The sequence below is a fragment of the Sphaerisporangium krabiense genome (assembly GCF_014200435.1).
In the GTDB taxonomy this organism is placed as follows: domain Bacteria; phylum Actinomycetota; class Actinomycetes; order Streptosporangiales; family Streptosporangiaceae; genus Sphaerisporangium; species Sphaerisporangium krabiense.
Map to the genome: position 1 here is coordinate 75,502 of NZ_JACHBR010000004.1, position 13,699 is coordinate 89,200.

Below are 13,699 nucleotides of genomic sequence, written 5' to 3' on the forward strand. Positions count from 1 at the left end.
CGATTTGCCCCCCATGAAGGAAACAGGATCGCCCCAATCCCCACACGCATTCTTCGCGGCCGAACTCCGACGGCACCGAGAGGCCGCCCGCCTCTCCCAGCGAGCGCTGGCCTCGCGCATGGGCTTCTCGGAGTCGCTGGTCGCCATGGTCGAAACCCTCCGGCGCCCCCCGACCGACGACTTCGCCAAGGCCTGCGACAGGGCTCTCAACCTGGACGGCACCATGACCCGTCTCTACGTCGCCATGGCGTGGGACAAGGCCGTGGCACACCTCAGACCATGGCTCGACGAGGAAGAAGACGCCGAAGCGCTCCGAAGCTGGGAGCCGAACCTCGTCCCGGGTCTCCTCCAAACCGAGGCGTACGCCCGTGCGATGTTCTCAACGGCCCCCGCCATCACCTCAGAGGAGGTCGAGGACCGGCTGGCAAGCCGCATGCGGCGGCAGTCGATCCTGCACAGATACAAGCCACCGATGGTCACCTTCCTCATGGACGAGGCAGTGATCCGGCGTCGTGTAGGGAGCGCGGAGATCATGCGCGAGCAGATGATGCTCCTGCTGGAAATAGCCGAGCGTTCCAACGTGACCATCCAGATCGTGCCCTACGACACGGGAGAGCACTGCGGCCTGGCAGGCGGTTTCATCATCGCCGAACGGAACGGGGCCGCCTACGCCGCCTATACGGATGCGCAACCGAATGGGCGGACCATCCAGCACCGGCAAATCCTCGCCGAGCTCAGCGCCAGGTATGACACCATCCGCGCCGGAGTTCTACCTTTTAAGCAGTCACTCCGACTCATAGAGGAAGTGGTGAACCAAAGTGGCTGACCTCCAGGGCGCACACTGGCGCAAGAGCACCTACAGCACCGACAACGGCAACTGTGTCGAGGTCGCCTCGAACCTCCCCGGCCTCATCGCGGTGAGAGACAGCAAGACCCCCACCACCCCGGCCCTGCTCCTCCCACCAGCCGAGTGGTCCACTTTCCTGACCCACCTCAAGAACGGCACGATCGCCAGTGAGTGAACTGCAGAACGCCCGGTGGCGTAAGAGCAGCTACAGCACCGACAACGGTGACTGTGTCGAGGTCGCATCCAACCTCCCCGGCCTCATCGCGGTCAGAGACAGCAAGACACCGGCCACCCCGGCCCTGTTCCTCCCACCCGCCGAGTGGTCCGCGTTCCTGACCCACCTCAAGAACGGCGCCTGATCTCCCGCGCGGCAGCACCAGAACGAGGGAGCCCTCACTCAGCCAGAGGAGGGCTCCCTCGTGTTTCCGCCCTCAACCAGCGACGGAGCGCCGTACATAGGCCACCAGCACGGCGACTCCCCAAAGGGCCTGCGCGGCGAGGTAGCCCCCGAGATGGGCGGGGCGGCCGAGTGCCGCCTGTAGTGCGGGAAGCGCGCCGAGGAGCGCGATGTCCACGCCGGTCAGCGCCCAGATCACCGGGCCGGAAGGAATGGCCCCCATCCCGGTGTCGATGAGCGGCATGGCATGGTCGACGGGCTGCCTGCGCGCCATCCGGAGCGCCCCGGCGGCCGCGGCGGGGGCGGTCAGCACGCCCAGGAGGAGCCAGGGGCCGGTCAGACCCAGCCACGTCAGAGCGAGGGTGGTCCAGACGGCGGCCAGCAGGACGGGTGGGAGGGCCCTGGCCGTCAGCGCTTGGCGGGAGCCCACGCCCAGCAGCCGGGCGAGGGCGGGGTCGTCGGCGTCGCGCCGGGCTCCCGAGGTGACGGACGCGGCGGCGGCCAGGCCGCCGGCGGCCACCAGGAGCAGCGCGGCCGCGGGGAACCCGGCGCGCGATGCGACCAGCGGCAGCAGCGTGGCCAGGAGCAGCAGGGCCGGCGGCCCGGGACGGCGGACCAGCCGGCAGGCCTCGATCCACGCGAGCGACAGGGGGGCGGGCAGCCGTCCCGGCCAGGGACGGGACCGCAGGTCGCGGGCACGCCAGTGGGTTTCCTCGGCGATCCAGGCCAGCGCACTGGGGTCCAGGTTCGTCGTGGCCCTGGCCAGGTGACCGGTTCGGGCGGAGGCGGCCAGGAGGATCCGTGCGGGCATCCGGGCGAGGGCCGACCATGCCCGGCGCAGGAGAAGAGCCGCCGCGGCGGCGCACGCGACGGCGGCGGGTCCGACGGGCACGGAGGGCAGTAGGTGCGGCACCGCGGCGCAGAGGACGGCGACGAGCACCAGGCCGATCAGCGTGCCCTGCAGCCAGGCGTCCCAGGCGGCGGAGGACTGCGCGAGCACGGCCCAGGCCATGCCGCCGGTGGCGGCCGCCACGCCGAGGACCAGCGCCGCGACCAGGTGCCCGGAGGCCGCGGTCGCGACCGGCAGCGCCAGGCCCAGCGCCAGACCGGCGGCGATCGAGACCGCGAGCAGGACGAGGACGGTCCTGCTGAGCACGGAACGGCGGGGCAGCGGCGTGAGAACGAGCCAGGCGGCGTCGGCGGGCGGCACCACCACGGGTCCGAGGGCGCGGGACAGGGCGAGGAAGGCCGCGTACCCGGCCACGAGCAGCGCCGTCCCGGCGCCGACCTGCGCGGGGCCGGCCTGCCTGGCGGCCGTGGTGAGCGCGGAGCCGACGGGCTTGACGGCGATCGCGGCCGCGACGAGCAGAGCGAAGACGGTGACGTAACGGTCGGCCCAGCTCTTCGGGGGCCGGCCCGACCGGACGAGAGCCCGGATCTCCACAGTCGGGGGCCGACCCGACCGGACGAGAGCCTGGATCTGCTTCACAGCTCGATCCTCCTGGCGCCGGGGACCTGGGCGAGCCGGAGGTCGTGGGTGGCCATCACCACGGTGCCGCCCGCCGCCGCGTACTCCCTCAAGATCTCCCCCAGCCGCACGCGGAACTCCGCGTCCAAGCCCCGCTCGGGCTCGTCCAGCAAGAGGATCCGGCTCGGCCGTACCAGGGCCATCGCGAGCGAGAGGCGCTGCCGCTGGCCGGTGGACAGCCGCAGGGGCGCCATGTCGGCGCGCCCGGCCAGGTCGAACAGGTCCAGCGCCCGCTCCGGGGTCAGGCGGGGCGGGCGATGAACGGCGGCCATGAGGTCCAGGTGTTCCCGCACGGTCAGCCCGGGGTACCAGGCGGGCTCGTCGGCGACCAGGGCGACCTCACGCCAGAAGGCCGCCTCGTCCGACGGCGGCCCGTCCATGACCGTCAGCTCTCCGGCCACGGGATCGAGCAGCCCGGCCAGGCAGCGCAGCAGGGTCGACTTGCCCACGCCGTTCTGCCCCGTGATGGCCACGATCTCCCCCGGGGCGGCGGTGAGGTCGAGACCGCTCAGAATCGGATTACCGCTGAGCTCCACGGCCAGCCCCACGGCATTGATCACTTCGGACATGCTTCAGACACTATGCGCCGCGCGCCCACGGCCGAGGGGCCGCATCCGTACCGGAGGCGGCCCCTTCCTCTTCCCGGTCCCTGTCCGTTCATCTCTCGTGCCCGCCGCGCCGGACGAGCAGGGCGAGCAGCGCGCTCACCGTGGCCGCCGCGGCGCCGACCCACATCGCCGTGTGCAGGCCGGTCATGAACGCCCGCGCCGAGGCGTCGGCGACCGCCGCGGCGACCTGGCCGTGCACGCCGGGAACGATCGGCGGGAGGCCCTGGCCGACCGTGCCCGGGGAGGCGGCCACGCGGGCGGCGACCTCGCCGGGCACCCCCGCGCCGGCGAGCGCGTCCGGCAGCGCGCCGGCGACGGCGCCGGCGACCACCGATCCGAACACGGTGGTGCCGAGGACGCCGCCGAGCTGGTTCGCCGTCGTCTGGAGGCCGCCGGCGACGCCGCCGAGCTCGACGGGCGCGTTCGCGACGATGGCCTCGGTCGAAGCGACGATCACCAGCCCCATGCCGAGCCCCAGGGTCACCAGGTACGGCCACTGCCCGCCGTAGGGCGAGGCGGCCTCCAGGCCGGTGAATCCGTAGAAGGTGCCGGCGAGCAGGAGCATGCCGCCGAACAGCGGCCAGCGGGGGCCGAGCCTTCCGGTGAGGAAGCCGCCGAGCGGCGCGCTGACCGCGAAGACCGCGGTCAGCGGCAGCATCCGCAGCCCGGTCTCAAGGGGGCTGTAGTGGTGCACGTTCTGCAGGTAGAGGCCGATGAAGAACAGCACGCCGTACAGCGCGAAGTTCCCGGAGATCACCAGCGCGACGCCCAGGGACAGCGAGCGGGACCGGAACAGCGACAACGGCAGCAGCGGGTCGGCCGCGCGGCGCTCGCGCACGACGAACAGGCCGAGGACGGCCAGGCCGGCGAGGCCGGGAAGGAGCACGGACGAGGAGCCCCAGCCGTGCCGCTGCGTCAGGATCAGCGACCAGACGACCAGCAACAGGCCGCCGGACAGCAGGGCCGCTCCGGACAGGTCCATGCCCCCCGCGCGGGTGCTCGCGCGCGACTCCGGCACCCGGCGGACGGTGAGGAGCACGGCGGCCAGGCCCAGGGGGAGGTTCAGCACGAAGATCGCCTGCCAGGAGACGTGCTCGACGAGCAGGCCGCCGACGATGGGGCCGGAGGCCGCGGCGAGCGCGGAGGCGCCTCCCCAGGCGCCGATCGCGCGGTCGAGTCCGGCCGGAGGGAAGGCCGCGCGCAGGAGCGCCAGCGTGTTGGGCACCAGCATCGCCCCGGCGAGGCCCTGGAGCACGCGGAACGCGACCAGGACCTCGGTCGAGGGCGACAGGGCGCAGCCGAGCGAGGTGAGCGCGAAGCCGGCGACGCCGATCAGGAAGACGCGCCGCCGGCCGAAGCGGTCGCCGCACTTGCCGCCGAGGACGAGCGCGACGGCCAGGGCGAGGAGGTAGCCGTTCGTCACCCACTGCAGGCCGGCCAGGGAAGCGCCGAGATCCCTGCCGATGGTGGGGTTGGCGACGTGGACGATGGTGCCGTCGAGGCTGACCATCATGACGCCGAGAGCGACCGCGGCGAGCGTGAGCCGGCGCCGTCGCGGCGACGGGTAGGCGGCCTCCGTCGCAGAGGGGGCGACAGGTGGGTGGAGGTCAGAGGTGCTCATGGCGAAAAGACTCCAGCGGGGACATGGGCGAGTTAAGTGGTACGGGACAGTACCACTTGGTACTCCGCTGTTCCACTTTTCGCGTGGCACCGCCAGAGTTCTCCTATGAGCAGCAAGAACCTTCGCTCCGACGCCAGACGGAACCGGGACGCCGTGCTGGCCACCGCGATGCGCGTGCTCGGCCAGAAGCCCGACGCGAGCATCCAGGAGATCGCCGACGCCTCCGGAGTCGGCCGCACCACCGTCTACCGGAACTTCCCGGCACGCGAGGACCTGGCCCGCGCCCTGTTCGCGGTGGTGGTCGAGGAGCAGCGCGCCATCGTCGCCGCGGCCGTCGCCCAGGGCGGCACCGCCGCGGAGATCCTGCGCCGCCTCGGGCCGGAGATCCTCGCGGTCGGCGAGCGCTACCGCTTCCTCGACGTGCACCGCGACCTCGTCACCGAGGATCCGCACGAGCGCCCCGGCCCGGAGGACCCCTTGCTGACCTGGCTCACGGCCGCGCACGAGTCCGGCGCGATCCACGCCGGACTGCCGCCGCACTGGGCGTACGCGATGGTCCGCGCACTCGCCGTCGGCGCGAATGAGGAGGTCGCCGCCGGGCGCGCAAGCCCGGCGGAAGCGGGCCGCCTGCTCGGCGAGACACTGGTCCGGACCTTCACGGCCTAGCCGCCGGTCGACCGGTACATCGCCGCCTTCCTTGACCGAGGCGAGGAGGACGATGCGGGCGGTGGTGCGGACGGCGGCGCAAGGAGTGATGCCGCGCTGGAAAGGCGCACCGGGCTTCCTGGTGACCGGGGTCATCGAGGTCAAGTCGCCGCACAGGCTGGAGCGCGACACGCCGTCGGGGCGGGTGCGCTAGGGGCTCGGTCGGGGCGCCGGGCATGGTGGGCGGCTCCTGGTCGCGCATGCCTGCCCGCCCGGGGAACGCGCGCCGGCGCGGGTCGCCTGGCGTGCGCGCATCGGGCGGCTGACGGAACGTCCGCGCGACCGGCTTAAGTGATCGGATAGTCACGCTCGGTTACGATAAAAGCCTGAAGATCGACGGCCGAGGAGAAAGCCATGCGACGTACCCTGACCACCCTCAGCGTGCTGCTCGCCGCCGCGCCCCTCCCTTTGATGGCCCTGTGCCCCGCGTCGGCGGCCGGGCGGGGGAACGGCGACGCCGACGGCGACATCGTGGTGGAGACCGCCAGCCTGCCCCGCACCAGGTTCTCGCACCCCGCGCCCGGGTGCTACTCGCTCCCCAAATTCCCGCTGCTGAGCACCGTCACGGTCACCAACGGCAGCAACACCGACGTGATCATCTACTCCGGCGAACAGTGCAGGCCCGGCTTCCTACGCCCGGCCACCCGCATACGCGCCGGCACCTCCTCCCGCCACACCCTCACAGGCGCCTACAGCCTCATGGTCGACAACCCCTGACCGAACCGGCCACCCGGCGGGGCCTGACGTGACCCCACGGGCTTCGCCATCGCCTCGCGACGGTCAACCGGGCTCCCCCCTCAGCGTCCAACGACGGTCGACGCCACATTCGAGTTGCCGACCGCGAGGCGGCGGCGCACAGGACTGGTCCCTGGTCCTGCGCAGCCACCGGCCCGGGACGCCGCCAACCTGCGGACACGGGTGGCGATGACGGCGCCCCCGGAGCGGCGACCGGAGAACGATACCCGGCCGTTACTCATCGTGGAGCCTGCGCCGCTTGGCGCCGCCATGGCCCACTGGCCGTGCTCGAGTTCCTGGCTGGTACGACCCGCCGCCCGCTGGCTGCTCCTCCCGGTTGAGCAGGGCGGCCGGCCCACCACAGAGGGCCGCCCGGTACCAGGAGCCCGTCTCAAGGCCACCTAGATCACCAGCCCGCGCGATACCTCCATCATGAGCGGCCGATACGCCTTCTAAGAGACTGGCAGCGCTTTGATGTCAGTCATCGTCCGCGAACCAGGCCATGATTGTGATGGGCCCGTCACCGGACCGTTCTTGGAACGCATAGACATCTACCTCGCGATCATCGATCCTCCCCGAGACCGCCACGGCGTCCTGGTCAGACTCCGCCTGCTCACGGACTTTCGCTTCCGGTAAGGGAGTCCATGCCGGGGAGGCGAACCCGCGCAGAGCTTTCTCGATCGACGTGCCGCGCAGTTCCACCTCCACCGATGCGCCTCTTTCCGGAGGCTCACAGCCGTGCCCGCCTTCGATGTCGTCAGGTCGTACGGAGGGCAGGTGCGGTGCGATCACGTCTGCGAGTCTCTCGTTGTCGGCGGCCGCTTTCGCGACGCATGCCGGATCCGGCCTCTCGAAGGCGAAGTCAAGGAATGACTTCGCCCTCTGAAGGTGAAGACGACGAGTGCGGCCACCACAAAAAACGCCGTCGCGACGATGGTGTTCACCGTTCGTGTGCGCATCTTGCCGCCTGTCTAGAAAAATCGATACCAGTGCTTCTCGTCGTGAACAGCCTCAACGCAGCTCTCTGGAGTCCCACAGTGACTGGCAGAGGCCGTGCACGAATTTCCAGTATCTGGCACCTTCTGCCCCCGTGTACCGGAACCGTAGCGGATGGATCTCAACACATCGAGATACTCCTGAGCCGCTTTCTGCACGACAGCGTTGTTGTGCCGGTCGATCTTTGTGTCCTTCCGCACCTTGGGCTTCGACATATCGTTGCAGTGGCTATAGGTCGTCCCGCCACTGACCGTTCTGGTGACTCAATACCGGACGACGGAGTCGCCAGGCCACCGACAACGCCAACACTTGCGAAGACTCAGTCGAGTTATGTCCTTACCAACGATTAGAACTCGCGGACAAGATCTTCTGTTTCGGCCACAGCTAGACTCATGATGGGAGCCACCGAAATCTACGCTTTACCACCCTGGTCCGTGTCACCTCTTATGGGCAGGGGCTGCGAAGGGATCCGCGGCCGCCTCCCCGTGGTCGGCCAGAGTCCAGACGCCGGACGGCGAGTCTCCGCAGTGCCAAGACGGCGACGAGGAGGTCTCGGGCGCTCTAAGCCCGTACGGGCGAGCCATTAGTCCAGTCCCTCTGAGCAAGAACACACGCCACCTCCACCCGGTTCTCCGGCATTCGGTCATCGCATCCATGAGGGCGGTGGCGTAGAAGCGGCGATACGCCGTACAGCACGAGCCAGCCCGATTCAAGCAGGTCAGAGCTGGGCTGCGCGGGCCCTTCTGAACTGCCCCAGTCACGGTGGCCCGGCGCCGTTGGACTGACGGCCATGACAGTGCCGCCCTGCGAGCGGGCGCACGATGCGTGCGGGCTATGCAGTCGCCATGCCGACCTACTCCAGGCGCGCGTCGAACTCGACGCGGTGGGCGCCGCCCTACGCAAGGCCAGCATCGAATACCCGCTCGGCGACCGCGAGGTCAGCGACCTCGGTGCCATCTTCCATGGCGTCAAGGAAGCCCGCGACGAGGCCCTGGGGAAGCTTCGGGAAGCGAAGCGCTCCCGTGATCACCACGCTGTTCAGTGTCAACATCACCGTCAGTGGGATCGTGAGCGCGGTCCCGGCGGCGAGGCGATCCTGGAAGGGCGTCGGGTCCGGCCCCGGCGGATACGTACGCGATGCAGAACTTGCTCCACCACTTCGCTGGAACGGGCTGGGCTGATGGCGAAGGGGTTCGCAGCGTTAGGGCCCACGGGGAGGACAGAGCGGTCAGTGGCGCCAGCGTGCGCAGTACGTTCCGCCTCCCATTTTCGCGGCGCGCATGCAGTTAATCGAGCGCTTGCAATTTTATCGTCAACTGGCGCGTAGGGAGGTTATATCTGGACATATAAGCTTTTCACGGAAGGGAGTAGCCTAATGACGGACCAATATGGTCTAGGGCAGCGCATAGTCGACGGCGCAGCAAAGGATCCGGCAGCTGCTCGAGCGTCGGCGCTGGCGACGGGAGACCTCGTCGGTGCAGCATTGGAGATCGCACGGGAAATTGGCCGCCAAGTCGACGGAGATCGTTACAAAGGCGCAGATGTTGCCCTCAAACGACTAGAGGAGCAGGGCCTAGTCACGGGGCGAGAACTAGACCAGTTGGAGGAACTGGTCGACTGCCTCCGTGAAGCCGCTGGGAAGCGTAATGTTCCTAGCGCGGTGACGCGCCGAGTCCGCGATATCTACCTGACACTGCTGCCTGATCCCCGGACAAGCCCCACAGCACTCGCTATAGCCTCTGGGGTCAACAACCTCGTGGCCCCACGCACCAAGGGCGACGACGATGAGGACTCACCTCAAGTTGTGTACCTCACAGCCAATGAGGGGGTCACCGCAGGAGCGATAGCGGGGGCCGAGGTCGGTGCAACAATGGGCGCCATCATCGGGGGCGCCGCTGGAGCTGTGGCAGGAGCCTCTATCGGCCTCGCCGTCGGCGTAGTAATAGGTGCGGGCTGTTCCGACGAAGAAGATTGACACTGAGCCTATGCAGGCCGGTCGTTGATTTAATGTTGTCGTGCGTAGACTCCACGTCTAGCGACGCTGTCAAAGTTAAAAGACGTGGGGGCCCACTACCTCACAGCATCACCAGCCTAAGGTGTTCTCGTGGCGCCTGCTCACCTGGCGCTCAGTTGAGCGATTTGTGTGTCCAGTGTTCTCCGGAGCCGGATGGCTGATAATGCATTCGCCTCGGCCTGCCGGGCACGCACCCCAAAGCCAGGCGAAGCGTGTCTTGTCGCAGCGCAAATAGACTGAAGGTACTCGTAAGAAACGTTGCAAAGGGGTTCGCCGTGGCTTGGGAAGCTCAGGATGTGAGAGTGTGGGGGGTTTGCCGGAAATGGGGGATCCCGTACCCCTGCCGAAAAATCGTCACCAAGTACTGTGCCACGGGCTACCACATGTGGAGGGTTTTGGGCGCGGTAGCGAGGGAGAACTACTTCTGTCGCGACGGTAACGAGTCGCACTGGTGGGACAAGGCCGTCTTCTTCGGCTTCCCAACGTGGCATCTGGTCGAAAACGTACGAGTGTGCCGCGGTTCAGTACCCTCGGAGATCAGAGGGTGCCCCAACATAGTTGGCGAGTTCCCCGAGTTCCCGCCCGACGTACCGGACGTACCGGTGGACCCAGGACCCTCCTGATGCGATGAAGGAGCGGCGCCTCCGCTCCCGTGACTCACGGCTCATGCTCGGGGTGCTCACGCCAACGACTTGAGGAGGCACGCTAGTCGCCGATGATGGGCGGCCTGGTCCAGGTCGGCCACGGCGCGGGCACGGCCAATTCGTCGATGTCATAGGCGATCCGGCGCAGCACCGCGGCCACTCGGGCCAGGTCCACCCCGACGTGCTGTCCACGATCTGTGGCCACTGAATGCGGCCTATGCCGCCCATGAGGTACATGTACCCAGTCGGCGTGACCCGCCCCAAAGACCACCCAAACCCCGATGCCCCGCCTCGCCCCCGATCGCGGCGGGCGGCTTTGGCCGCGTACGGCACGCGATGCACCTCCCGGTGCAGGAGGCGTGCCGCACGCGCGTCGCCGGTGACGTGCCCCACGTAGCCGCCGATCACCGCGGCCAGGCGCAGCGCGGCATCGTCGACGGCCGGGAGGCGTCTCGCATGGCGTTCAACGCGTTCCTGGCGACGGCCTTGTACACCTCGACGAACAGGGCGTCGGTGGAGGGAAACACCTCGTAGAACGCCCGCGCGGAGGTGTTGGCATGGGTGCACAGCTGGCGCACTCCGACGCCGTAGTAACCCCAGTCGGCGAAAAGCTGACATCCGGCCGCCAGGAGCCTGGCCCGCCGGTCGTCGGAACGCTGATCGGCGATCATCTTGTGGTAGGTGCGGCCGGTCAACAGGGGGGTGTTCCTTTCCGGGTTGTCGTGGGGCGGGGGTCGCGGCCCCGGGGAGTTCGGATCAGCCGGGCGGGCATCGGCTCTAAGACGGAGGGTGGTGGGTCTTAGATTCCTGCATGGATCGCATCTCCAATGCGATCAAGGGGCGGCTCACGCTCGCGGGCCACCCAGCCAAGGGGGCTCTGCGGCGCGCATCGCCTCCACCAGCTCTACGGTGTCCGCTGCCTCGATCCAGCCCTCGACGCCGTTGGCGCAAGGGATGCCGTATCAGCGGCGGCTGTGCAGGCCCCACAGCACCAGCCACCCGCGTTCGGTCCGGGTTAGGGAGGCCGCCGCGGCAACCTGGTCGCGGTCGAAACGCTGTGCGGGCATGCCGGCAACCGTCGGCGCGCCGTCGCGGTGCCGGCCGTCGTAGCCGTGGCGGCGCCCACGCCCGGTAGAGGCATAAGCTGTGCCCGCCGGCCGGGCGGGCAGGGCCGGGGTCGATGGTCGTGGTCATCCATGGACCGCTCCTCCAGTGGCGATCACGGATCCGATCAGCGTGTCAGCCGCGCGTCGGATCCACCCGGTTACGGGCTGGCCGGAATGCCAGAAAACCGGCACTTCGTTAGGTTCTGCATTGCAGGCAGGTGCGCCGGCCCGCCGCTCGCCAAGATGCTGTGCCTGGCTTGGCCAAGGTGGACAGGCGAGATCTGCGGCTCAGCAGATCACCGATCGAATGACCTGCCCAGGTCATCTCGGCGGCCATTCCATATGGCCAGTGGCCACGCAAATGGCCGTTAGCCGGGCGGATTGGGGGCGTTGCTGTGCTCTTGACCGATACCGCAGGCCCTGAATGACTCAGCTTGTTCCTCAGTCAGCGCCAGCCGGTTACGGTGAGGCCGTGACCGCCAGCCACACACCTGCGAGCGCTCCGATCAACGTGCTGCTCAGAGCGGCACGTCAGCGGAGAAACCTAACCCAGGAAGACGCCGCGGAGCGGCTTTCTCGGCTAGCCGAGCAGATGCACGCCGCGGGGGAACTCCCCAGGCGTACATCGATCAGCGCACGGCAGTACCGACGTTGGGAAAGCAGCTCGGGCAATTCCTGGCCCCATAAAAGTCACCGTGTCGTGCTCGAACGCTTCTACGGCTTATCGAGCGCGGAGCTGGGGTTCATTTCCCCGAAGGGAGAGACCACCACGCCGATCGACTCGACGGTGCAGCAGGTCACCGACTTCGCTACGTGGCTGGAGACGACCAACGTCGGGGCGGGCACTCTCAGCCACCTGGACAGCAAGATCCGGCGCATCGCCCGGGAGGCGGTGCACGGCGCGCCGCTGCCCTGCTTCGCGCAGGCCGACGACCTGCTACGGCGGTCACTGCGGCTCATCACCGAAGGCCGGCAGTACCTGCCTCAGACGCGTGAACTGTATGTGATCACCGGCAAGCTGTGCGCCGTGATGTCGTGGCTGTCGAGCGACCTAGGGAAGATCGCCGACGCGGACGCCTACGGACACACCGGCGCGGTAGTGGCCGAGCAGGCAGGCGATGCATCGCTGATCGCGCTGGTGTTATCAGCCCAATCCAAGGCAGCCTTCTGGGAAGGCCGGTATGCGGAGGCCGGGGAGTATGCCGAACGCGGTTACGCCGTCGCGGCCCGCGACTCCGCGCGCGTGCTCCTGGCGTGCCAGCAAGCCGATGCCTGGCAGGCTTTGGGCGATGTGGCCCGCGCCAAACAGGCATTGACGCTCGCGCAGCACGCCCGAGACGACATGGCCTGCGCCGAGCAACTCGGCGGACCTTTCGAGTGCGGGGTCGCCCGGCAGGCCAACTACGGCATCGCAGTGCATCTACGCGACCGGCGGCCAGACCACGCTCTCACCGCCGCACACCTGGCTGAACGGGCCTGGCGCGGCGGTGAGGACCGTGCATATGGGACGTGGGCGCAGGTACGTATCGGCGCTGCCATCGCACACCTGATGAGCAAGGACGTCGAACGGGCGGAAGCCTCGCTGCGGCCAGTGCTCGACCTGCCCGCCGACCACCGGCTGGCCACGCTCACCACACGCCTGGCCCGCCAGGTCGCCCCCATACTGCACAGCCCTGCTCTCCGGGGCGCCAGGCCGGCGCTCGCGCTGGTCTCGCACATCCGGGAATACTGCTCCCCCAGCGGGAGCATGCCAAGCCTCGTCAGCGGATAGGGGAGGTCCGATGGTTACCGAACTCGGCGCGTCAGACCGGATGCGCGACCACTGGTGGTGGCGGCCCGGCTGGAGCGTTGGCACCCGCATGTACACCTGGCATGTGACCTTCGGCGGGCAGGCGGCCCTGCACCAGATCACCGAGCGCTACCAGGCAGCCCTAGGCGCCTTGCCCGGGGTCGACCTCATACCGCTGCAGTGGCTGCACCTGACCATGCAAGGAGTCGGGTTCACCGACCAGGTACCCGACGCCGAGGTACGCAAGATCACCGCCGCGGCGGAGGAACACCTGACAGCGCATCCCCCGATCACCTTCACGGTCGGCGCGCCGATCGTGGACCCCGAGGCGATCCTGTTCCGTGTCGAACCCGCAGACCAACTGCGCCGAGTGCGTGACTCCGTCCGAGCGGCCATCACCGACGTGTGGGGCGCGCACCGAGTCCCAGACGCTCCCGAGTGGACTCCGCACGTGAGCCTCGCCTACAGCAACGGCGAAGGTTCGGCGGCGCCGTACCTGGAAGCCGTGCACGGCGTGGCCGCCGACCCGGTCACGGTCACCGTGAACGCGGTCCAGCTCATCCGGCTCGACAGAGACACCAAGGTATACAAGTGGGACACCGTCGCTTCGGTGCCACTCGGCGGGTAGGCCGGGGCCTGACCTCTCCCCCCTGAGCCCCCGCACGCCCATTACCGGCGCCGCATCACGCGCCGGCCTTCCACTGGAGCC

General features: G+C 68.8%; 15 protein-coding genes. 8 read left to right on the top strand and 7 right to left on the bottom strand.

Annotation, left to right across the window (positions count from 1 at the left end):
* The first annotated feature begins 13 nt into the window (after nucleotides 1-13).
* From BJ981_RS37190 to BJ981_RS37200, 3 genes are read left to right on the top strand one after another with little or no spacing between them, the layout of a single operon-like run.
* A complete protein-coding gene (locus BJ981_RS37190; RefSeq protein ID WP_184618226.1) occupies nucleotides 14-826 on the top strand; it encodes a helix-turn-helix domain-containing protein in 813 nt (270 codons plus the stop codon).
* Nucleotides 819-1,022, top strand: coding sequence for a DUF397 domain-containing protein (locus BJ981_RS37195; protein ID WP_184618227.1), 204 nt, complete (start codon nucleotides 819-821; stop codon nucleotides 1,020-1,022). The genes BJ981_RS37190 and BJ981_RS37195 overlap by 8 nt, the downstream gene beginning before the upstream one ends.
* The gene (locus tag BJ981_RS37200) at nucleotides 1,015-1,206 is read left to right on the top strand and encodes a DUF397 domain-containing protein (protein WP_239139039.1); all 192 of its coding nucleotides are present in this window, start codon (nucleotides 1,015-1,017) and stop codon (nucleotides 1,204-1,206) included. Before BJ981_RS37195 ends, BJ981_RS37200 begins: the two co-directional genes overlap by 8 nt.
* A 72-nt stretch (nucleotides 1,207-1,278) precedes the next feature.
* Here BJ981_RS37200 and BJ981_RS37205 read toward each other — a convergent pair whose 3' ends face one another.
* The 3 genes from BJ981_RS37205 to BJ981_RS37215 all read right to left on the bottom strand — a co-directional run bounded on the left by BJ981_RS37205 (nucleotide 1,279) and on the right by BJ981_RS37215 (nucleotide 5,001).
* Nucleotides 1,279-2,688, bottom strand: coding sequence for a DUF6297 family protein (locus BJ981_RS37205; protein WP_184618228.1), 1,410 nt, complete (start codon nucleotides 2,686-2,688; stop codon nucleotides 1,279-1,281).
* Between the two features lie 41 nt (nucleotides 2,689-2,729).
* Nucleotides 2,730-3,341 carry a heme ABC exporter ATP-binding protein CcmA gene (ccmA, locus tag BJ981_RS37210; protein ID WP_184618229.1) on the bottom strand — a complete coding sequence of 204 codons (612 nt, stop codon included), beginning with the start codon at nucleotides 3,339-3,341 and terminating at the stop codon, nucleotides 2,730-2,732.
* Nucleotides 3,342-3,429: 88 nt separating this feature from the next.
* Nucleotides 3,430-5,001 (bottom strand): MFS transporter, encoded by a 1,572-nt coding sequence (locus tag BJ981_RS37215; RefSeq protein ID WP_184618230.1) that lies wholly within the window; start codon nucleotides 4,999-5,001, stop codon nucleotides 3,430-3,432.
* Nucleotides 5,002-5,106: 105 nt separating this feature from the next.
* On the opposite strand from BJ981_RS37215, the gene BJ981_RS37220 reads away from it, so the two are divergent.
* A complete protein-coding gene (locus BJ981_RS37220) occupies nucleotides 5,107-5,667 on the top strand; it encodes a TetR/AcrR family transcriptional regulator (protein WP_184618231.1) in 561 nt (186 codons plus the stop codon).
* 393 nt (nucleotides 5,668-6,060) lie between these two features.
* Complete coding sequence (locus BJ981_RS37225; RefSeq protein ID WP_184618232.1) at nucleotides 6,061-6,423, top strand: hypothetical protein; 363 nt, start codon at nucleotides 6,061-6,063, stop codon at nucleotides 6,421-6,423.
* 495 nt (nucleotides 6,424-6,918) lie between these two features.
* Here the strand turns inward: BJ981_RS37225 and BJ981_RS37230 are convergent, their stop codons facing one another.
* Together BJ981_RS37230 and BJ981_RS37235 are read right to left on the bottom strand one after the other, a co-directional pair.
* On the bottom strand, nucleotides 6,919-7,233 hold the full coding sequence (locus tag BJ981_RS37230) for a hypothetical protein (RefSeq protein WP_184618233.1): 315 nt from the start codon (nucleotides 7,231-7,233) through the stop codon (nucleotides 6,919-6,921).
* Nucleotides 7,234-8,332: 1,099 nt separating this feature from the next.
* Entirely contained in the window at nucleotides 8,333-8,488 is a 156-nt protein-coding gene (locus BJ981_RS37235; RefSeq protein ID WP_184618234.1) for a hypothetical protein, read from the bottom strand.
* Nucleotides 8,489-8,812: 324 nt separating this feature from the next.
* Between BJ981_RS37235 and BJ981_RS37240 the strand changes: the two genes are divergently transcribed.
* Nucleotides 8,813-9,412 (top strand): hypothetical protein, encoded by a 600-nt coding sequence (locus BJ981_RS37240; RefSeq protein WP_184618235.1) that lies wholly within the window; start codon nucleotides 8,813-8,815, stop codon nucleotides 9,410-9,412.
* A 744-nt stretch (nucleotides 9,413-10,156) separates the two neighbouring features.
* Here the strand turns inward: BJ981_RS37240 and BJ981_RS37245 are convergent.
* Both BJ981_RS37245 and BJ981_RS37250 read right to left on the bottom strand, forming a co-directional pair.
* Nucleotides 10,157-10,300: a hypothetical protein gene (locus BJ981_RS37245; protein WP_184618236.1), complete on the bottom strand. Its 144-nt coding sequence runs from the start codon at nucleotides 10,298-10,300 to the stop codon at nucleotides 10,157-10,159.
* A gap of 199 nt (nucleotides 10,301-10,499) precedes the next feature.
* The gene (locus BJ981_RS37250; protein WP_184618237.1) at nucleotides 10,500-10,790 is read right to left on the bottom strand and encodes a TetR/AcrR family transcriptional regulator; all 291 of its coding nucleotides are present in this window, start codon (nucleotides 10,788-10,790) and stop codon (nucleotides 10,500-10,502) included.
* Nucleotides 10,791-11,673: 883 nt separating this feature from the next.
* On the opposite strand from BJ981_RS37250, the gene BJ981_RS37255 reads away from it, so the two are divergent.
* Together BJ981_RS37255 and BJ981_RS37260 are read left to right on the top strand one after the other, a co-directional pair.
* Complete coding sequence (locus BJ981_RS37255) at nucleotides 11,674-12,972, top strand: helix-turn-helix domain-containing protein (RefSeq protein WP_221315653.1); 1,299 nt, start codon at nucleotides 11,674-11,676, stop codon at nucleotides 12,970-12,972.
* Nucleotides 12,973-12,982: 10 nt separating this feature from the next.
* A complete protein-coding gene (locus BJ981_RS37260) occupies nucleotides 12,983-13,618 on the top strand; it encodes a 2'-5' RNA ligase family protein (RefSeq protein ID WP_184618239.1) in 636 nt (211 codons plus the stop codon).
* Nucleotides 13,619-13,699 lie beyond the last annotated feature (81 nt).